The organism is Geobacillus thermocatenulatus (assembly GCF_002217655.1).
Lineage (GTDB): Bacteria > Bacillota > Bacilli > Bacillales > Anoxybacillaceae > Geobacillus > Geobacillus thermocatenulatus.
In genome coordinates, this window is sequence record NZ_NEWK01000002.1 from 424,335 (window position 1) to 442,782 (window position 18,448).

21 protein-coding genes are annotated in these 18,448 nt (G+C 53.3%); 6 read left to right on the forward strand and 15 right to left on the reverse strand.

Annotated features, from left to right (window positions below; all coding sequences use genetic code 11):
• Positions 1-36: 36 nt before the first annotated feature.
• The 6 genes from B9L19_RS11045 to B9L19_RS11070 all read right to left on the reverse strand — a co-directional run bounded on the left by B9L19_RS11045 (position 37) and on the right by B9L19_RS11070 (position 6,140).
• Entirely contained in the window at positions 37-336 is a 300-nt protein-coding gene (locus B9L19_RS11045) for a DUF5634 family protein (RefSeq protein ID WP_047753229.1), read from the reverse strand.
• A gap of 77 nt (positions 337-413) precedes the next feature.
• Positions 414-2,393, reverse strand: coding sequence for a putative bifunctional diguanylate cyclase/phosphodiesterase (locus tag B9L19_RS11050; RefSeq protein WP_047753239.1), 1,980 nt, complete (start codon positions 2,391-2,393; stop codon positions 414-416).
• Positions 2,394-2,527: 134 nt separating this feature from the next.
• On the reverse strand, positions 2,528-3,265 hold the full coding sequence (locus B9L19_RS11055) for an IucA/IucC family C-terminal-domain containing protein (RefSeq protein WP_047753230.1): 738 nt from the start codon (positions 3,263-3,265) through the stop codon (positions 2,528-2,530).
• Entirely contained in the window at positions 3,265-4,077 is an 813-nt protein-coding gene (locus tag B9L19_RS11060; protein WP_025951244.1) for an ABC transporter ATP-binding protein, read from the reverse strand. Before B9L19_RS11060 ends, B9L19_RS11055 begins: the two co-directional genes overlap by 1 nt.
• Before the next feature lie 12 nt (positions 4,078-4,089).
• Positions 4,090-5,142: a FecCD family ABC transporter permease gene (locus tag B9L19_RS11065; RefSeq protein ID WP_047753231.1), complete on the reverse strand. Its 1,053-nt coding sequence runs from the start codon at positions 5,140-5,142 to the stop codon at positions 4,090-4,092.
• A complete protein-coding gene (locus B9L19_RS11070) occupies positions 5,139-6,140 on the reverse strand; it encodes a FecCD family ABC transporter permease (protein ID WP_047753232.1) in 1,002 nt (333 codons plus the stop codon). Before B9L19_RS11070 ends, B9L19_RS11065 begins: the two co-directional genes overlap by 4 nt.
• A gap of 205 nt (positions 6,141-6,345) precedes the next feature.
• Between B9L19_RS11070 and B9L19_RS11075 the strand changes: the two genes are divergently transcribed.
• Both B9L19_RS11075 and B9L19_RS11080 read left to right on the forward strand, forming a co-directional pair.
• Positions 6,346-7,317 carry an ABC transporter substrate-binding protein gene (locus tag B9L19_RS11075; protein WP_047753233.1) on the forward strand — a complete coding sequence of 324 codons (972 nt, stop codon included), beginning with the start codon at positions 6,346-6,348 and terminating at the stop codon, positions 7,315-7,317.
• Positions 7,318-7,643: 326 nt separating this feature from the next.
• A complete protein-coding gene (locus B9L19_RS11080) occupies positions 7,644-8,135 on the forward strand; it encodes a PCYCGC motif-containing (lipo)protein (protein WP_198527168.1) in 492 nt (163 codons plus the stop codon).
• A 160-nt stretch (positions 8,136-8,295) separates the two neighbouring features.
• Here the strand turns inward: B9L19_RS11080 and B9L19_RS11085 are convergent, their stop codons facing one another.
• The 5 genes from B9L19_RS11085 to B9L19_RS11105 form a co-directional block, all read right to left on the reverse strand.
• Positions 8,296-9,024, reverse strand: a complete 729-nt coding sequence (locus tag B9L19_RS11085) for a 3'-5' exonuclease (protein WP_047753234.1) — start codon at positions 9,022-9,024, stop codon at positions 8,296-8,298.
• Positions 9,017-10,069, reverse strand: a complete 1,053-nt coding sequence (locus tag B9L19_RS11090) for a putative nucleotidyltransferase substrate binding domain-containing protein (RefSeq protein WP_025951249.1) — start codon at positions 10,067-10,069, stop codon at positions 9,017-9,019. The genes B9L19_RS11085 and B9L19_RS11090 overlap by 8 nt, the downstream gene beginning before the upstream one ends.
• Positions 10,070-10,087: 18 nt before the next feature.
• The gene (locus B9L19_RS11095; protein WP_025951250.1) at positions 10,088-11,389 is read right to left on the reverse strand and encodes an ammonium transporter; all 1,302 of its coding nucleotides are present in this window, start codon (positions 11,387-11,389) and stop codon (positions 10,088-10,090) included.
• Positions 11,390-11,563: 174 nt separating this feature from the next.
• Entirely contained in the window at positions 11,564-11,971 is a 408-nt protein-coding gene (locus B9L19_RS11100; protein ID WP_025951251.1) for a VWA-like domain-containing protein, read from the reverse strand.
• 151 nt (positions 11,972-12,122) lie between these two features.
• Complete coding sequence (locus B9L19_RS11105; RefSeq protein WP_025951252.1) at positions 12,123-12,317, reverse strand: YozQ family protein; 195 nt, start codon at positions 12,315-12,317, stop codon at positions 12,123-12,125.
• A 148-nt stretch (positions 12,318-12,465) separates the two neighbouring features.
• Between B9L19_RS11105 and B9L19_RS19575 the strand changes: the two genes are divergently transcribed.
• Both B9L19_RS19575 and B9L19_RS11110 read left to right on the forward strand, forming a co-directional pair.
• Entirely contained in the window at positions 12,466-12,594 is a 129-nt protein-coding gene (locus B9L19_RS19575) for a hypothetical protein (RefSeq protein WP_256363778.1), read from the forward strand.
• 15 nt (positions 12,595-12,609) lie between these two features.
• Complete coding sequence (locus B9L19_RS11110; RefSeq protein ID WP_047753242.1) at positions 12,610-13,122, forward strand: YndM family protein; 513 nt, start codon at positions 12,610-12,612, stop codon at positions 13,120-13,122.
• A 207-nt stretch (positions 13,123-13,329) separates the two neighbouring features.
• Here the strand turns inward: B9L19_RS11110 and B9L19_RS11115 are convergent, their stop codons facing one another.
• Together B9L19_RS11115 and B9L19_RS11120 are read right to left on the reverse strand one after the other, a co-directional pair.
• The gene (locus B9L19_RS11115) at positions 13,330-14,520 is read right to left on the reverse strand and encodes a toxic anion resistance protein (protein ID WP_047753243.1); all 1,191 of its coding nucleotides are present in this window, start codon (positions 14,518-14,520) and stop codon (positions 13,330-13,332) included.
• Between the two features lie 2 nt (positions 14,521-14,522).
• Positions 14,523-15,167 (reverse strand): 5-bromo-4-chloroindolyl phosphate hydrolysis family protein, encoded by a 645-nt coding sequence (locus B9L19_RS11120; RefSeq protein WP_025951255.1) that lies wholly within the window; start codon positions 15,165-15,167, stop codon positions 14,523-14,525.
• A gap of 157 nt (positions 15,168-15,324) precedes the next feature.
• On the opposite strand from B9L19_RS11120, the gene B9L19_RS19580 reads away from it, so the two are divergent.
• On the forward strand, positions 15,325-15,453 hold the full coding sequence (locus B9L19_RS19580; protein WP_255350121.1) for a hypothetical protein: 129 nt from the start codon (positions 15,325-15,327) through the stop codon (positions 15,451-15,453).
• 20 nt (positions 15,454-15,473) lie between these two features.
• On the forward strand, positions 15,474-16,136 hold the full coding sequence (locus B9L19_RS11125) for an SIMPL domain-containing protein (RefSeq protein ID WP_047753244.1): 663 nt from the start codon (positions 15,474-15,476) through the stop codon (positions 16,134-16,136).
• Here the strand turns inward: B9L19_RS11125 and B9L19_RS11130 are convergent.
• Positions 16,126-16,875 (reverse strand): zinc ribbon domain-containing protein, encoded by a 750-nt coding sequence (locus B9L19_RS11130; protein ID WP_025951257.1) that lies wholly within the window; start codon positions 16,873-16,875, stop codon positions 16,126-16,128. The two genes, B9L19_RS11125 and B9L19_RS11130, sit on opposite strands and share 11 nt — an antisense overlap.
• Before the next feature lie 134 nt (positions 16,876-17,009).
• On the reverse strand, positions 17,010-18,275 hold the full coding sequence (locus tag B9L19_RS11135; RefSeq protein WP_025951258.1) for an MDR family MFS transporter: 1,266 nt from the start codon (positions 18,273-18,275) through the stop codon (positions 17,010-17,012).
• Positions 18,276-18,448 lie beyond the last annotated feature (173 nt).

Below are 18,448 nucleotides of genomic sequence, written 5' to 3' on the forward strand. Positions count from 1 at the left end.
GATGGCGAAAAAGCGGCCGAGCCCGGCCGCTTGTCGTTAATGAATCACTTCTTCCATCGCCTCTTGCAGCGAATGAAAGCCTTTTTTCTCCCGACCGTCTTTTCGAACGGTCCATTCCTGCTTCTCAAGCGCCAGTTCACCGCGTTCGTTTTTTACAAACGGCATGTGAATGGTGATCATCTCGTCGTCTTTGTTGATCGTATAACCGATATAATAGCGATTGCCTTCACCATGCTCTTCAAAAATGCCGACTTGGTCGAGGCCATACGCTTCCATCATCGGCTCAAGCGTATCGATAAACTCGTCGATCACGACGCTTCTTGGCGCAAATTCCATCTTCGTTTCCTCCTCTTTGCCCATGCTCAATGTTAGTGTGCGGCAAAACGAGGAAAAGAATGAACGGAAAAGATCGGTTACACCGGCGGTTCGCCGCAAGCGTTGCGGTTGTGTTCTTCCAGCCATTGCTGCAGCTTTTCCGCTTCAAGCGAACGGCTGAAGTAAAACCCTTGCGCATAGTCGCAATGCATTTGCGACAGAAGCGCCACTTGCGGCTCGGTCTCGACCCCTTCCGCCAACACTTCAATATCCAAACTTTTGGCTAAATGAATGATCGTATCCACAATCGTCGCATCTTTCGAATTTTCCGCAATGCCTTGAATAAAACTGCGGTCGATTTTCAACAGCGACACCGGCAAATTGCGGATGTAAGCCAATGATGAAAAACCGGTTCCAAAGTCATCGATCGCCGCCTGTACGCCGAGACGCTGCAGTTCGGTTAAAATGTGCCGCCCTGTGTCAATGTTTTCCATCAACCCGCTTTCCGTCACTTCCAAAATGAGCCGGTTAGGCGCAAGCCCCGTCTCGCGCAAAATGCGTTTTACATGGTCGACAAGCTCTAGACGATTCAACAGGAACGGAGATAAATTGACAGCCAGCTTCAGACCGGGAAATTTTCCTTCCCATTCTTTCACTTGGCGGCATGCTTGTTCGAGCACCCAGAGCGTAATTTCAAAAATAAAGCCGCTCTCTTCAGCCAGCGGGATGAAATCAAGCGGCGGAATGTCGCCAAGCGTCGGGTGGCGCCAGCGCAACAGCGCCTCAACCCCCATCGCTCTTCCTTTCGCGAGCTGCACTTTCGGCTGATAGCATAAATACAACTGCCCGCGCATAATAGCAAACGGCAAATCTTGCTCGATCACCGCCTGCCGATGCTCGGTCGGCCGATAAAAGGCATAGCCGTTCCGTCCCCGCTCTTTCACTTCGTACAATGCTTGATCAGCGTATTTCATCACTTGCTCGATCCGATCGCTGTCTTTCGGGAAAAAAGCGATGCCGATCGATAAGGTCGATTGGATGAGCTGTTTGTCGTAATAAAACGGCTCGTGAAACGAGCTGACAAGCTGCTCGGCCAAGGCGGTCATCTCCGTTTTCGTGATGTTTGGCAGCAAGAGAACAAACTCATCGCCGCCGATGCGAGCAAAAAAGTCGCCGGGACGCAACGCCCGCTCGACGCGCTTGACCGCCTCGCGCAAAAAGTAATCGCCGGCTTGATGGGAAAAATGATCGTTGATCCATTTGAATTTGTCAAAATCCAAATAACAAAGAGCAAACGGCGTCTGACTCACGATCAGCTCATGAATATGCCGCTCGAAATAGCTGCGGTTGGCGATGCCGGTGAGTGAATCAAAGTAGGCAAGCTGACGGAGCTTCTCTTCATACCGTTTCCGCTCGCTGATGTTTTTCACGGTCACAATGACGCAATCGAGCGTCCCCGCTTCATCGATGATCGCCTTCCCTTGCGCCTCCATCCAAACCCATTCGCCTTTCTCGCCTTGCTTGCGAAATTCGGCAGATTGCGTCTCGTATGTATCGTACAGCTCAGCCAGTTTTTGTGCCACAACCGGGGCGTCATCAGGGTGGAGAAAGGTCAGCACCTCTTCGTACGACACGGGAAGACGCGTGTTTGTTTTTCGCTTCCATGACGGCGGAATGTATGACAATTCACGATTAGGAGAAAAAATCAACACGTAATCGTTCGAATGCTCAACAATCAGCTGCAGACGCCGTTCCGCTTCGGCAAGCCGCGCTTGCAAGCCGCTCTCCTCCGCTTGGCGGCGAAGAACGCATAAGACGGCGGCCGTCTGTCCGTTTTCACCGATGATCGGCGACACGCCCGCAACCAATAAGCCGTCAAGCAACTGCCAGCAAAAGGAAACCGAGCGCTGTTTCACCCGTTCAACCAACGCCCGTCCTTCGACGGAAAGCGTCCTCTGTTCTTCTTCACTCAGCGCCAAGCCGGCAAAAGCCGGATTGTTGTAAATGATCACGCCTTGCAAATTGAAGATGACCACTGCTTCTGTGAAGTGATGGAAAAAGGCCGTATATTTGTCCATGCAATTGCTACCTCGCCGTTTCACCAAAATGAGCGATGTCCACACTTCCATTTTCACGAAAATCACGACAAAAATCAACAAATTTCGCAAACATTTTGTCAAAAATATGGAACGGCCCGCCGGCGGCCTTCCGGTCACCCGGTTTGCCGTTGGCGGGCGCGAACAGGACACGTTTGGCAGCACGTTCCCCCATTTGTTTTCACGTACAGGCAGCACGTCGTCCGCTGCATGCCGCTTGCTCCTTTAAAGAAGCGGCGAAGCGGATTGTCTTTTTGGCCAAACAGGCGGCCGTCGGCGTCATAAACAAGGAAATAAAAATCATCGCGCAGCCGGTCGGCGACCGGGGCAAGCGACTCATCCTCGAGCCAACGTTCATACACCCAATACACGTAAATGGCGACATTTTCCCACAAAATAAGCGGCGAGATGCGCGTCAGGCGCCGCAACCGGACGATGAGCGGAGCGAACAAGCCGGCGAACACGTCGCGAACGGCTTGCTCGCGCCAGCGGCTGCGCTCGATGCCGCATACTTCCGCTTCCGGCGGCTCAAAGCGAAAGCGCGGCATCCACATTTCCCCTTCACGGTCCGTATCAAGCCAAATTCGCTCAGGATCGAGCACAAGCCGCTTGTTCCATGCCGACATGGCGTATAAGGCCATCGGCGCCAAAAAACTTAAGCGCTTGACAAGCATCGACGCCGCAACAGCGTCATTTGCCGCTCCCATCTCGGTGCGGACGTGCGCGACATACTTCGCGAGCTGCCCGTCGTCATGAAGCAGCCAAGCAAACAACATCGACGACGAGACATCAGCCGCCCTGCTTGAAAAACGGTACGTTTCCAACGTTTTCATTTCGTCTTCACGCAGTCTCATCATGATACGCCTTCTTTCTGTAAAATTCGCCGCCCTTTGCCGTACGGAATGCAAAGCGGGGTGCCAAAGATCGGATCGTACGAGATTTGGCAATCCATCTGAAACACGTCTTTCACGAGCTGGCGGGAAATGATATCCTCCGGCTTCCCTTCGGCGTACACCGTTTTGTCGCGAATGGCGACGAGATGATGCGCATAGCGGCACGCTAAATTTAAATCGTGAAGCACCATGACGATCGTCCGCTGTTCTGTTGCATTGAGCTCGAACAATAAATCCAAAATATCAATTTGATGCGCCAAATCTAAGTAAGTGGTCGGCTCGTCAAGCAAGATGATGTCTGTTTCTTGCGCCAGCGTCATGGCAATCCATGCGCGCTGGCGCTGACCGCCGGAAAGCGAATCGACCGGCCGCTCGGCAAATTCGGCGAGTCCAGTTGCCTCTAGGGCCCGCACAACCGCCCGCTCATCTTCGTCACTCCATTGCTTGAACCACGTTTGATACGGGTAGCGCCCTTGCTTCACAAGTTGCAACACGGTCAGTCCTTCCGGAGCCATAGGCGACTGCGGCAAAATGGCGAGCCGGCGGGCGATTTCTTTTGTCGGCTGTTTGGCGATTTCTTTCCCATCAAGCAGCACAACCCCGCCTGTTGGCTTTAGCAACCGCGCCAAGGCGCGCAGCAACGTCGACTTGCCGCAGCCGTTCGCGCCGATGAACACCGTGATTTTTCCTTTCGGAATCGTCAAATGCAACCGGTCAATCACGATCGCCTCGCCATAGGATAGCGTCAACTCTTTCGCCTGCAACCCATGCATGCGCATCCCTCCTTATAATTTCCGACTTCGGTACAATAAATAAATGAAATACGGTGCTCCAATCGCCGCGGTAAACACTCCGGCCGGAATTTCCGTTGGCGCCAAAAGCAGCCGCCCAGCCAAATCCGCCCCCATGACGAACACACCGCCTAACAGCGCAGCGGTCGGAAGAAGAGCGCCAAACGCCGAACCGACAAGGCGGCGCGCCATATGGGGCGCCATCAGCCCGACAAAGCCGATGCCGCCGGCGAAAGCGACCGCGCCGCCGGTGAGCGCGGTGCTAAGCAAAACAAGTCCTAGCCGTTGCCGTTCGACCGCGCCGCCAAGCCCAATCGCCAGCTCATCGCCCAGCTCCTGCACATTGACATGCCGCGCGGCCAACATCGCCACAAGGAGCAGTCCGATGACCCATGGCGCCATGAGCGAAACGTGCTGCCAAGATGCGCCATATACGCTGCCAGTGATCCAAACGTTCGCCTGGCTCGCCCGATAGATGGGTCCTGTGATCATCAACAGTGTCGTCAACGCCTGCATGAGCGCAGAAACGCCGATGCCGACAAGCACGAGCCGAAGCGGGGCGAGGCCGTTTTTCCACGCCAGCATATACACGAACCAAGCAGCGGCCGCAGCGCCGAGAAAGGCGGCAAGCGGCAGCCAGTGGATGCTGACGGTGAGAGAGTTGTTTTCATCGCTGAACAGCGCCAAAAAGCCAACGACCGCGGCCGCCGCTCCGCCGGTGATGCCGAGCACATCCGGCGAAGCGAGCGGATTGCGCACCATCCCTTGCAAAATGGCACCCGCGACAGCCAACGCCATCCCTGCCATCCAGGCAACCAATACGCGCGGCAGGCGGAACGTCACAATCACCGTCTGATGAATTTCCTCTCCGTATCCAAACAGCGCGGCAGCGGCCTCAAGCGGGGACATGCGCATTTCGCCGCTGCCAATGCTGATAAGGAAAAGGAAGACGGCTGCTGCTATGAGCGCGGCGAGCACCGCAACAGCTTTTTTTTCATAGAAAAACGAGATGTGCTTTCCCATTCGGACCGTGATGTATTTTTTCATTTTGCAGCGATCCCCCTGCGGGCAATGTAGATGAAAAATGGAACGCCGAGCAAGGCGGTGACGATGCCGACCGGCACTTCGCGCGGCATCAGAACGTAGCGCGCCCCAATATCGGCCATAAGAAGCAAAATCCCGCCGAGCAAGGCGCAGTACGGAAGCAGCCAGCGGTGGTCGACGCCGGCCAGCGCTCGCGCCATATGCGGCACCATGATGCCGATAAAGCCGATCGGGCCGGCGACGGCGACCGATCCGCCAGCCAGCAGCACGACTAACAGAGCGGCGGCAGCCTTGATCAAATTCGTTCGCTGTCCGAGTCCTTTCGCTACATCGTCTCCCATCATTAAGATGTTGACATGGCGCGCCAGCAACAAGGTTCCAATCCAAGCGGCTGCCAAATACGGAAAAACAGCGGCCAACAGCTCGAGCTTCCGACCGGCGACCGACCCGGCCAACCAAAAGAGCACTTCTTCAAGTGCTTTTTCATTCATCGCCAGCATTCCTTGCGTCAGCGAGGCAAATAAAGCCGCGACCGCCGTGCCGGCAAGCGTCATTTTGAGCGGCGTCAGCCCGTCCTTCCCCGCGGCGCTGATCACAAACACGATCGACGCCGCCATCGCCGCCCCCATAAATGCGACCCAAGACAACATTTGCAATGAAGAAATGGAAAAAAAGGTGACCATCACAACAATGAAAAAACCGGCCCCGGCGTTAATGCCGAAAATGCCTGGCGAAGCGAGCGGGTTTCGCGTCAGCGCCTGCATGAGCGCTCCAGCCATCGCTAGGCTTGCGCCAACGGCTGCCGCAATCAACGCTCGCGGCAGCCGAACCGTCGCCACGACTAAATGAGCGTTCGATCCGTTATTGTCGATAAGAGCCGCCACCGCCTGCCGCCAACTCGTGTCGGTATATCCACAAACGATGCTCATCCACATGGCGGCAAGCAGCACAATCAGCAAACCGATGAGGCCAACCATTTTTTGACGGTTTGTCGCCAGCATCCCTGAGATCTCCCTTGCTTCATCCTTTTTTATGTCTCTCTATCGTCAAGTCTATTTGATAATGAATCTCATCGTCAACGTTTTTCGCATTTTCTTATGATTTTTTTATCATTTTTTCATTTTACAGTTGACAACGATTCTCAATTTTATTTATTATAATCAACGTAAATGAAATTCATTATCAAACTTCAAGGGGGATTGGCCAGTGAGATCACGACATCTCACCCTTTTTTCCGCCTTCATTCTTTCTCTCCTGCTTCTCGCGGGCTGCGGCGGAAAACAGGAAGAAACAGCCAAGCCGGCAAAAAACAAGGAACCGAAAGCGGAAGAAAGCTATACGATTGAACACGCCATGGGCCCGACCGAAATCAAAGGAACACCCAAACGGGTCGTCATTTTGACGAACGAAGGAACAGAAGCGCTTCTTGCGCTAGGCGTGAAGCCGGTCGGCGCCGTCAAATCGTGGACGGGCGATCCGTGGTACGACCACATTAAAGACCAAATGGAGGGCGTCAAAGAGCTCGGTCTCGAATCGGAGCCAAACGTGGAAGCGATCGCCGCCTTGAAACCGGATTTGATCATCGGCAACAAAATGCGCCATGAAAAAATTTACGAACAACTGAAACAAATCGCCCCGACCGTGTTCTCAGAAACGCTGCGCGGCAACTGGAAAGACAACTTTATGCTGTATGCGAAAGCGGTGAACCAAGAAGAGAAAGGAAAACAAATCATTGCGGAATATGACAAGCGCATTGAAGACTTAAAAGCGAAACTCGGCGACAAGTTAAACATGAAAGTCTCGATCGTCCGCTTTATGGCCGGCGATGTGCGCATTTACCATAAAGACTCGTTCTCCGGCGTCATTTTAGACCAACTCGGCTTCGCCCGCCCACAATCACAAAACGTCAACGACTTTGCGGAAACCGGCGTGACGAAAGAACGCATCCCAGCCATGGACGGCGACATCCTGTTCTATTTTACATATGAGACGGGGGACGGCAAAGCGAGTGAACTTGAAAAAGAATGGATCAACGACCCGCTCTTTCAAAACTTAAACGTCGCGAAACAAGGCAAGGTGTACAAAGTGAGTGACACGATCTGGAACACGGCTGGAGGCGTGCTCGCGGCCCATTTGATGGTGGATGATATTGAGAAATACTTCTTGCAAGGGCAATAATCGCCCGCTAACGAAAGGCAGAAGCGGTCAGCCGTTTCTGCCTTTTTCCTCTTCATCATTCCTGCCCTGCAGCTCGTCTCGTGAACTCCATTTCCCAAGGGCAAAAATAGATAAAGGCAATTTGAAGTTTTCACATTTGCAGCTTTTACTGAGCATTGGATCGGCGTGACGGGGACAAGCCTGCGGCTTGCCCTCAACAGTCGAAAAATCGATAGTGGCTTTTCTGTCAAAGATATGTGAAACGCTTTGGTTGCACCTATATAGTTGCTGTTTATCGATCGGTATGATACATTCAAAATGCAAACCTCGCACGGAAAGGAAGAAAGATGGTGAAACGCTCTACCTTCATCACCGCATGTGTATTGTCATTCAGCGTTCTGCTCTCAAGCTGCACCGATGACGGCGTTCAGGAACAAAGCCACTCGCAGATGACGAAAACCGCCACCGGCGATATTCGGGAGACGACAAAATCGGTCGAGCATTTGCCAAGCTTTTTGAGCGCGTTTGAAGAAGAGATGGCTGTCTTGTACCAACAGGCTGCTGAACACCGCGAGCTGCTTGAGAATATCCCTTGCTATTGCGGCTGCGGGCAATCGGCCGGCCATAAGAACAATTACGACTGCTTTGTCTATGAAAATAAACAAGACGGCTCGGTCGTCTGGGATGACCATGCGACCAAATGCGGTGTCTGCCTCGACATCGCCGCTGAATCGATCGCCGCTTACGACCAGGGAAAATCGATCAAAGACATCCGGCAAATGATCGATGAGAAATACAAAGAAGGCTACGCGGAACCGACGCCGACGAAGCCGCTCTAATACCAGCAAAAAAGCGCCAAACTTGGCGCTTTTTTTCGTTGCAGCCATCCCTCTTTTTTTGTTCCATCGAGCGTTCATTGCTTATTGGTCAAGACAGGTTGTTGAAACTTGAGTTTCCCTGCCAAAGACAATCGCCAAAGGCTTCTCAGCTTGGGCAACATCAACACCGGCTGAGCGCGGCGTACAAGTCATGCAATGTTTCGATGCCGCGCTGGCGGAATTCATCGAGCACGATCGCCCATAGCTTTGCCATCGCTTCAACATCGCCATCTGCCGTATGGCGGCGCGGGCAACGAATGCCATAACAAGCTAACGCATCGTCAAACGTCGGGCACGAATGGCCGATCAGCGTCATCATCGGCTGCAAGTCGACAAAACGTCCGCTCCATTTTTGCCGATAATGGCGCCAAAGGGCATGGCGCAAAAACGCCAAATCATGGCCGATATGATAGCCGACCAAAACGCCTGTGGCAATAAACGGCACAAACGTGCGCAGCGCCTCGGCAAGCGGCGGAGCGAACACCACATCCTTCGCCTCAATGCCGGTCAAGGCGGAGATGTGTTGCGGAATCGGCTTTTCCGGCTTGACGAGCGTCATGTACGCATCGGTCACGGCTCCTCCGACCGTTTTCGCTGCCGCCATGGCCAAAATTTCATCGCCTTGCTCCGGGGAAAAGCCGGTCGTTTCCATATCGATGATGACAAACGGAATGTCAGTCAAACGGTCATGCCAATCGATGATGTGCTGTTTTTCCTTTTGCAGCGAGCGAAGCCATGTTTCCTGTTGCAGCGAATGGTCATGCCCAAATAAGGCGAATGATGCCTCGCGCGGAACGCCGAGCGACAACAAGCGGAGCGCCCGCTGCCAAAAACGGTGCCGCTCATGCATGAATGCGAGCCACCCGCCGGGCGACAAAGCGCTGCAACCGTTTTGCGGTGCGCATCGCTTGCTTCAGCTGCTTTTGCTCTGTCCGCTCAAGCGTCCGCCATAACACATATTCACGCCCGTCCCTCGCCTCGGTGCTGTACTTGAGACGAATCGAATAGTAAACAGACAGCGCCTCGCAAACGGCGGTGGAAAGCGGTGCCGTCAATACGCCCGCCGCCTCAAGCGCCCGCCGCCGCTCTGCCGTGTCCGCCGCTGGGACGCGCGCAAAACAGGCCAACCATTTTAAGGCATTGGTGAGCTGCACGTAGCCGCTTTGTTTCATATGAACGGCCCCGCTGTGCGGCCCCCATCGCTCCGTTTGCACGTTGCCCAGCCAACCGAGCGGAACCGGAGGAAATTGAACGTGCTCCCCCATGCGCCCCAACAGCGGCGGCCGTTTGGCCACCGCCGAAAACAACATCCTCCTGCCCTCCTCAGCCAATCTCAGCTCGCCATAAAGCGGACGCATATCCATCGCGATCAACAAAAAGCGAATGTCGTTCGGCCACCCGCTTTCGAAATAGGAAGAAAGTTGTTGCTCCCAACCACGGACCGACTGCGCCCACCGCTTGTTCGTCGCCATCACGTAACCGGAGCAGTAGGGATACCCAGCCTCATGCAACATGTCCACCCCAATCGCCGCCATATGGCGGATGAATTCATAACAATCCGCCTCCACTTCCTCGGGACAGTCGAATAAAATGCCGTGGTCCTGGTCCGTCCAGATCGTCGGCTCACGCCGGCCGATGCTTCCCATCACATACCAGCACCACGCCGGGGGACGAATGCCGACCGACTGTTTCATCGTCTCCCGCTCCGCAAGGAAAAACGCGCGGCGAAGGATGGCTTCATGCACGCAAACGACGTCGCTTGCAAGCTGCTCCATTTGTTCAAGCGCCAAACAGCGCCGCAGTTCGCGCGCCAGTTCGTCATGACAAAAACGAAGATCAGCGGCCGACTCGGCTTGGTTGAGCCGCTCGATCACTTGTGCCGCCAATAATTCCATCGCCTTTTCCCCTCCAAGTTATTGCTGGGCCAGGGTCTTGGGCTGATACGCCGGATCGAGCTGTTCTGGATAGCCATAAGAGCCGTGCTCGCTAATATCAAGACCTGAAATTTCTTGTTCCGCCGTCACACGCAGTCCGATCGTTTTCTTCATAGCATATAAGATGACAAACGAAACAGCAGCGACATACACCGCAGCACCGAGCACCCCGACCGTTTGCACAATCAGCTGATCAAATCCGCCGCCGTAAAACAGTCCAGCCTTCCCGATGCCCGTGATCTCGACTAAACGCGGCGAGGCGAAAAACCCGGTTGAAATCGTGCCAATAATGCCAGCGACACCATGGACGGAAAAAGCATAAATCGGATCGTCAATCCCTTTGCGTTCAAAGTAGATGGATGTCCAGAACGTAAACGCCCCCGCCATTGCGCCGATCACAACCGCCGCCCACGGTTCGACGAACGCGCACGCGGCGGTAATGGCAACCAAAGCCGCGAGCACACCGTTCACCATTGCCGGAATGTCTGCTTTGCCGACTAAAATTTTCGCCGTCACAATCGCGGCGACCGCTCCCGCCGCGGCGGCCAAATTCGTCGTCAGCGCGACATAGCCGAAAAATCCGTCGCCAACCGCCATCGTGCTGCCAGCGTTAAAGCCAAACCAGCCGATCCATAAAATCAATCCGCCAATGACCGTATATACTTGGTTATGCCCAGGAATGACGTTTGGCGTCTTGTCTTTATTGAACTTGCCGATGCGCGGCCCAAGCAAAATCGTAGCCACGAGCGCCGCAATCGCGCCTTGCAAGTGGACAACGGTCGAACCAGCGAAATCTTGCATTCCCATTTTCCCAAGCCAGCCGCCGCCCCACACCCAATGGCCAATCACCGGGTAAATGGCGATCGTAAAAATCGTTCCGAAAAGAAAATAAACAGACAGTTTCGCCCGCTCAGCGAAGCCGCCCCAAGCGATGGCCAGCGACACGCCGGCAAAGCCGAGCTGGAATAAAAATTTGAGCTCGAGCGGCACATTCGCCCACGACAACGAGTCAAACGTTCCTTTTCCTTCTTTTAAAAACCATCCTTCTGTCCCGATGAAGCTATTCCCAGTCCCAAACGTAATGGCAAAGCCGAACGCCCAAAACGCCAATGAGGCGATGGCAAAGCTTAAAATTTGTTTGCCAGCCACATGCCCGGAGTTTTTCATGCGCGTTGATCCCGCCTCAAGCAAAGCAAACCCTGCTTGCATGCCGATGACAAGCACCGCGCTGAGCATCACCCAGAGAGCATCCAGCCCAAGCGTCAACGTTTTTTCATCCATTTACGTCTCCCCCTCTTTGTCATTTATTATCTCTTTTATATGTCATAATATATAACATAAAATCACTGAGAGCAACGTCTATTTTCTATTGTAAACGGTTACTAAAGAAAAAACTTTGTTAAATTTCCTCACAAAAGGAGAATGCCCCTCATCACGAAGGGCATTCCCACGGTGTTACGCAACGCGAATCGGCTTGCCAAACGGCACGCGCGGCATATAATCGTCCGGCACAAGCCAAAACACTTCATAGTTGACTTCGAGTTCTTCATAAAAATAGCCGGTTACATCGGTGATGTAAAACAACGTATCGATTTTTTGCGCAGCGGCCCATTCCAGCACTTCGGTGTACGACGATTTCCCGTGCTTGAAATATTGAATCGTCGCCACGCCAACCGGAGATACATCGCGAATTTTAAAATCCGCTTGAACGAGCAGCGTGTCCGGGCGCAGCTTTTCAAACAGCTTCACGATGTTTTGAATGAGCATTGGCCGCTCCGGACGGTTTGATGTGTCGATCGCCAGCGCGATGGAATGGTCTTTCCGCTCTTTGAGCAACACCAATAAGGCCCGCTGCCATCTCACGATGATCATCCCCCTTATATCGGTGAATCGCCGTGCGCACTACTAGTATAGACGACGATGGGGGAAAGTACGAACTGTTTTTCTTTCCTTTTTTCCCCTCCCGTTTCACAAACATCAACCAAAACGCTAAGGAACAGCTCCTTGACGTTTCTTACTCCCGCGGAGAAAGTGGGATGTCTGAGCCATTTTCATGATCGACTGCTGCCTCAATCGTTCCTTCTGCGTATACATCACTCACTTGTTCGTGCGTCTCGGAGAGCGCCGCACCGAGAAACGAATCCGACTCGTAATCCGACGGATCGTATTGCCGGCCGGTGATCTCAAGCGGCTGTTTCTTTTCTTTCATCCATCATTCCTCCTTGTGTATGCCGTTTGATGATTAGTGTGGAACAAGAGCGAAAAATCAAAAGAGGAAGTTTATGGGTGACGCATGCATACATAGGGGCAAACGCGGCAAACTAACGATAAACAATGGAAAGAGAGGATGATGGCCAATGAGACAGCCAAAGCAAAACGACAGCGTGGAACAGCAACGAAAAAAACAACAGCCGGACAAAGACAGGGAAAAACAGCCGGGATACGGCGATAAAAAACTGGAAGGCCCAAACCATCCAGCAGAATAAAGGCGGCGAATCCCAATGAGACATTTGCTTGCGTTAGTGCTGAAATATTTGCTGACCGCCACGGTGATGTTTGCCATTTTGCCGCTGTTTTTGCGTATTTCGTCTGCGGAAATACTATGGTTCAGCCTTTGGCTGACGCTTATCGCCTATGCGATCGGCGACTTGTACATTCTGCCGCGCCTTGGCAACGTCTCAGCGACGATCGCCAATTTTGGGCTTGTGTTTGTAGCGGTATGGATCGGCATCGGCGCGTTTTATGACATCGCCGGCGCCGCCATATTAAGCGCGGCGTTTTTTTCCGCCCTGCTTGCGGCGATGGGGGAATTGCTGTTTCACGCCTATGTGTTGCGATTTGTTATCGTCGAGCACGGTGAAAAAGACGCTCCGCTCATCGGCCGCCAATGGCAAACGGAGGCGGCGGAAGAGTTTGACGTCCGCGCCGCCCGTCCGGATGACAAAGATCGTGAACCAGCGGAACAAGAAAATGATCGGTACGGTCAAGAGCCTCCTCATCCCCCTATTCTATAAAGAAAATGGAGGCTGCACAGCCGGGATGCCGGCCGCTTCAGTTGACAGTCGTCCTCCTCCCGTTCAAAACCAAACGGATGGCAAGTGAAAAAAACGGGTGTCTTCTCGTTCACAAGACACCTGTTCTTCGCTTTCTTTCACAACTATATGGACAGATCCATCGAGCGCTTGGCTGCAAGCCGAAACAGGGCGATCTCTTGTCCATCCTTATGGTTCCGACCGCTTCAGCGCAAGCAGCGTCTGTTTCAATTCCGCTTCCATCGCCGCCAGCTCGCGTTCAGCCTGCTGCCGCTTTAATCGGCCTTCCGCTTGGATTTTCAAGGTTTCTTCGAGCGTAGCGATCAAATTTTCTTGTGTTCGCTTCAATGTTTCGATGTCAACCAAGCCGCGCTCGTTTTCCTTGGCGATTTCAATGCTGTTGGTTTTTAACATTTCCGAATTGCGCAATAACAGCTTATTGGTCGTTTCAGCGACCTGCTTTTGCGCCGCAGCCGCCCTTTGTTGCCGAAACAGCGTCAAAGCAATCACGACTTGATTTTTCCAAAGGGGGATGGCATGCAAAATCGACGATTGAATCCGCTCGACAAGCGTTTCGTTCATATGCTGAATCATGCGGATTTGGGGCGCAGTCTGGATCGTCACTTGTCGGCTGAGCTTTAAGTCATGCACCCGCTTCTCAAGCCGATCGGCAAACTGACGCAAATCTTGCACCTCTTGCCATGCCATTTGGTCGCCGGAGCGCTCCGCTTCCGCTTGCTTTTCTGGAATCGTCTTCGTCCGCAGCTCTTCAAGTTTGTATTCCGCTGCCGCAATATAAATATTGAGCGCTTCAAAATAGTCTTTGTTTTTTTCATAGAGCGTCTCAAGCATCATGATGTCGCGAAGCAACAAATGCCGGTGCTTCTCAAGCCGATCAGCGATTTTGTCAATTTCAACGCCGATTTTTTGGTATTTCGCCACCATCTCTTGCAGCGGCTTGGCCACTGCGCCGAACAAGCGGGACAGCCACCCTTTTTTCGCCGGCATTAGGTCATCGGGGTTGACCTCCTTAATTTTGGCCATCAGTTCGCTGATCACTTCGCCGACCGGCCCAGCGTCTTTCGTTTGCACATGATGCAAAATCGCATGAGAAAACTTCGACAGCTCGGCTTGCGCCGCCACCCCATATTGCAAGACGGCCTGATGGTTGGTCGGGTCGATTTGTTTGGCGAGCGCAAGCGCTTTTTCCCGATGCTCAGGCTTCAACGCCTCAAGCGCGCGCGACGGCTTTTCTTCCTCCTTGAGCTGCGATTGGGCCGGAGAAGAAAACGGCTTTGCAAGCAGCTCATCAAGGGAACTTGTCCGTTCCAGCCCTTGCAGCCAATCCGTCGATTCCATCTCGTGATTCCGTTCGTCCATCGTCATTCTCCTTTCTTTGACAGCGGCAGACGAAGCCCATCCGATTGTCGGAGCGATCGCTCTAGCCATTTCGCTTCCGTTTGCAGCGACCAAATGTCGTTCGATAACACCTCAAGCAACTGTCGTTCAGCCACTGAAGTCAGCTCGTCAAGCACTCTTTCCGTCTCCTGCAACGCTTTTGCCATATCGGCGCTTTGCACCGGCTGCTGCGCCAAATAAATGTATTTCTCCACCATCTCCACCGCCGTCGGCCATTCGTTTAAGAAAAACGGCTGGGCGAGGCGCAGTTGATGTGGTTGTTGCTCGATGGCACGAATGATTCGATCGACGATGGCACTCAACCGGGAAACCGTTTGCCACATCGCCACCGAACGAAGCCGATAGCGAGCGCGACGAAGCCGCTTCCATAACGCGCGCGCTTCGCCAAGCTGACTGCGAACGTAGACAAGCTCCTCAGCGGACACATCAGCTGGCAGGCGATGATGCCGCCTTTTCATGATGGCGGACACCCCCCACATCGCCCCCATTCCGGATAAAATCGAAGGCCAAAAGCGAAAATCAGCGGCAATGAATACGATCACCGCGACGATGACCCCTGCGTTCCATGAGACAAACCAACGCCATATCGTACGAAGCAGCTGCTTCATGGTCCCTCTCCTTCTTGATCTTTTCTTTCATTATAGCATGTCCATTCCATGATACGTACAAGCGCCCAAAGAAGTTTCATCGCCAACTGGACAGCGCGCATAGGACAATGGCCGCTTCGAATAAGCTATAGTGAAACCATCGAAAGGAGAAATGGAGATGAATTCAATCGACTGGCAATTTGCCTCCTTTGTCGTGATCTCGCTGTTGAAAGAATATTGGTGCTATGTCGGACTGCCGCGCGTCTACTATTGGCAAGCGGCGGACGAGGATCAAAAAGCCGCCTAATGGTGGAAGGAGGGAATGAAATGCAGTCATGGCATCGTCCCGCTCCCCCTGCCGCTTCTCGCCCCACACTGGCCATCACTGGCCAAGGAACCGTCATCGCCAAACCGGATACCGTCCTCATCGCAATCGGCGTTCATACAGAACATCACAACATCCAAGAAGCCCTGACTGACAATGGCAAACGCACCAATGCCGTCATCGAAGCATTAAAGGCGCTTGGCATTCCAATAGAAGACATTGAAACGACATCGTTTTCCATCCGGCCAACATACGAACATCATAACGGAACAACCGCTTTATCTGGCTATGAAGTCGAACATTGGCTGGAAATCACCGTCCGCGATCCTAAAAAAGCCGGCGCCATTTACGAGGCGGCCGTTGCCCATGGAGCAAACCTCGCCCGCGGCTTGGAATTCCGTCTAGCAAACGAACAAGCCTATTACCAGCAAGCGTTGGCATTGGCCGTGAAAAACGCCAAAGAAAAAGCGCTGGCCATCGCCCGCGCTCTCAGCTTGCCTCTTTATGACACACCGATTGAACTGAAAGAACAGTCATCGCCTCGGCCGGCGCCATACAATCCGGCTGTTCTCAGCATTTCCTCATCAGCGCCGCCTGTGCAGACGCAAGATGTTGTCATTACCGCCGTCGTGGAAGCAGTATTTGCTTATTCGTTCATTTCGTGATATCGACTTCATGGACGCGGGCGCCGCCAAACAGCTCAACGCGGATGGTTTTCTTTTTCCCATTCGAATGGACAATGGTTACAGTGTACGCGCCCGGCAAATACGGGCCGATTTTTTTGACAAATGGGTCTTTCGTCGCCTCCTCTTCCGCTTTCACCCCATTGACAACAAGCGACGCCTCCGGATCATCGACGCGGACATGGAGAAAATAGAGGGCTGGCTCAAACACATACCGATCCTCAAACACATGAATCATAAACACCGGTGGGTGAGATGTCAATCCTTTAATATACACGTGGCCGCCCTTACGCTGACGGGCAAACTCCCGATCCAGCTGTTCATACGCTTCTGGGTGCCGTTCCACATACGCGAACAACGGCGCCAGCGTTTTCTCGTTGATCGGCACGGTTTCCTCCGTCACCCGCAGCATCGCCTGCAAAACGGCCACATTGCGGTCTTCGATCGCATCTTTTAAACGCATAATGGCCATTTCTCGGCTCGCGGCCGTCTTCAACGCCCCATACCCGCTCCAAAGAAGCGTGCTCGCCCCCCACAGAACGACAATAGCGACAAGCAGCCAGCCGATGAGACGGTATTGCTTTTTTCTCCTCTTTTCCCGAGACAAAACGCGCGCCTGCTGCCTCTTTTCGCTGCGCGCCAACGCCGCGGCGCCGTTCTGACCGCCGCGGCTTCCCGTTTCCCCCTCAATGGCATCCGGTTCGAACACGCGCGGTTTCATGAGCGCTTCCCCTCTCCTTCTCGCTGTCTAGTTCCACTTTATGTCAGAGACAGGGAATATATGTTACACGAACAACGGTGCGCTTTTTATTATACCCGCCTGAGCAAAAAACGGATAGCCGTTTGCACCGCCCATTATCGCAAAAACGAAGCGTTCGGCCGCTCCATTCGCCGCCCGACTTGTTGAAACATCCAGGCGTATAAGGCCGCGCTTCCTAGCGCCAGCATCCCAAGGACAACGAACGTCCATTCATAGCCGATCCGTTCCGCCGCGACGAGCGACAGCGGCGCCAGCATCCGCCCGATCGTAAATCGAAGGCTGGCAGCCGCAAAATATTGGCCGCGCATCGCCTCTGGAGCCAAGCGGGAAATGAACGACTGCTGCATGCCGGCTGTCATCAGCTCAGCCAGCGTAAACAGCGCCATGACCGCGATCAATCCAAGCAGCGAGGATGTTTGACTAAACAGCCACATCGAGATGCCATATAAGACAGATGAACCGACAAACGCCTGCCGCTCCGAATAGCGAGACATCCAACGCGTCACAGCCACCGTGCATAGTGCGACCAACAGACCGTTTTCGGCCATGAGCCAACTAAAGGCGCTCGCGCCGTCAATCGTCCATCCTGCCAATGTTTCGGCTTCTACTGTTTCTTTTGTATATACCGGGATCAGCAAGTCAAGCTGTGTAAACGTTTGTGCCACCAACACTCCAGCAACGATAAACAGGAAAAAGACACGGTCGCGGACAATGATGGCATACTGCTTGAACTGCGTGCGCAAAAAAGACTGCCATGTCCCTCTCCTTTGTTGGCCGGCTGCGGCTAGCGGCGCTGTCTCACGCAACGTTTTGGAGAGCAGTGTTGCCATCGCAAAACATGAACATGCCGCCAAAAGCAATAAGGCAAATCGATGCTCAGCATAAAAAAGACCGCCAATTGTCGGGCCGATGACAACCGAAATATTGATGGATGTGTAAAACACAGCAAACACATCGCTCCGGTCTTTCTCCGGAACCACATCGGACACCATCGCCTGGCTCGCCGGCCAATAAAACGCCCCGCAAATGCCCGCGAACGTAAAGCAAAGAAAGCCGACAAACGGCGACGACCACCATGGGGAGCTGGCCAAAGCGAAAACGAAAAACGCCGCCCCCTGACCGTAGGCGGACAATACCATCATACGCTTGCGTCCGAATACATCAGCACAATAGCCGCCCATCAAGTTGGCAATGACAGAAAACAAGTGTGAAGCGATCATCAGCAGCCCCGCTGTCTCTTTGCCAAAGGCATCGGCAAAATAAATCGAGATAAACGGAAAAAACATCCAAAAGGTCGTATTCATGAGCGCCTCGCCAAACAGGCGCACTTTTAGGTTGCGGTCCCAATCGCGTATTCGCATCCGCTGTCCCCCTAATCTTTCGTCTTTCGAATTTCTTTGGAAATTATATCATATTTTGATAGGGGATCGGAGAAATATTTTTCAAATAAAAAAGGCAGAACCAAAAGGGTGTTTTTCCTGTTTCATGACTATATAAAAAAGGTGTCCCGATCCTGTTGGGACACCCTCGACTT

Coding starts and splice junctions, on each gene's coding strand:
- B9L19_RS11045 (WP_047753229.1), bottom strand. CDS start 336: ATGGAATTTGCGCCAAGAAGCGTCGTGATCGACGAGTTTATCGATACG.
- B9L19_RS11050 (WP_047753239.1), bottom strand. CDS start 2,393: ATGGACAAATATACGGCCTTTTTCCATCACTTCACAGAAGCAGTGGTC.
- B9L19_RS11055 (WP_047753230.1), bottom strand. CDS start 3,265: ATGAGACTGCGTGAAGACGAAATGAAAACGTTGGAAACGTACCGTTTT.
- B9L19_RS11060 (WP_025951244.1), bottom strand. CDS start 4,077: ATGCATGGGTTGCAGGCGAAAGAGTTGACGCTATCCTATGGCGAGGCG.
- B9L19_RS11065 (WP_047753231.1), bottom strand. CDS start 5,142: ATGAAAAAATACATCACGGTCCGAATGGGAAAGCACATCTCGTTTTTC.
- B9L19_RS11070 (WP_047753232.1), bottom strand. CDS start 6,140: ATGCTGGCGACAAACCGTCAAAAAATGGTTGGCCTCATCGGTTTGCTG.
- B9L19_RS11080 (WP_198527168.1), top strand. CDS start 7,644: ATGGTGAAACGCTCTACCTTCATCACCGCATGTGTATTGTCATTCAGC.
- B9L19_RS11085 (WP_047753234.1), bottom strand. CDS start 9,024: ATGCATGAGCGGCACCGTTTTTGGCAGCGGGCGCTCCGCTTGTTGTCG.
- B9L19_RS11090 (WP_025951249.1), bottom strand. CDS start 10,069: ATGGAATTATTGGCGGCACAAGTGATCGAGCGGCTCAACCAAGCCGAG.
- B9L19_RS11095 (WP_025951250.1), bottom strand. CDS start 11,389: ATGGATGAAAAAACGTTGACGCTTGGGCTGGATGCTCTCTGGGTGATG.
- B9L19_RS11105 (WP_025951252.1), bottom strand. CDS start 12,317: ATGAAAGAAAAGAAACAGCCGCTTGAGATCACCGGCCGGCAATACGAT.
- B9L19_RS19575 (WP_256363778.1), top strand. CDS start 12,466: ATGAGACAGCCAAAGCAAAACGACAGCGTGGAACAGCAACGAAAAAAA.
- B9L19_RS11110 (WP_047753242.1), top strand. CDS start 12,610: ATGAGACATTTGCTTGCGTTAGTGCTGAAATATTTGCTGACCGCCACG.
- B9L19_RS11115 (WP_047753243.1), bottom strand. CDS start 14,520: ATGGACGAACGGAATCACGAGATGGAATCGACGGATTGGCTGCAAGGG.
- B9L19_RS11120 (WP_025951255.1), bottom strand. CDS start 15,167: ATGAAGCAGCTGCTTCGTACGATATGGCGTTGGTTTGTCTCATGGAAC.
- B9L19_RS19580 (WP_255350121.1), top strand. CDS start 15,325: ATGAATTCAATCGACTGGCAATTTGCCTCCTTTGTCGTGATCTCGCTG.
- B9L19_RS11125 (WP_047753244.1), top strand. CDS start 15,474: ATGCAGTCATGGCATCGTCCCGCTCCCCCTGCCGCTTCTCGCCCCACA.
- B9L19_RS11130 (WP_025951257.1), bottom strand. CDS start 16,875: ATGAAACCGCGCGTGTTCGAACCGGATGCCATTGAGGGGGAAACGGGA.
- B9L19_RS11135 (WP_025951258.1), bottom strand. CDS start 18,275: ATGCGAATACGCGATTGGGACCGCAACCTAAAAGTGCGCCTGTTTGGC.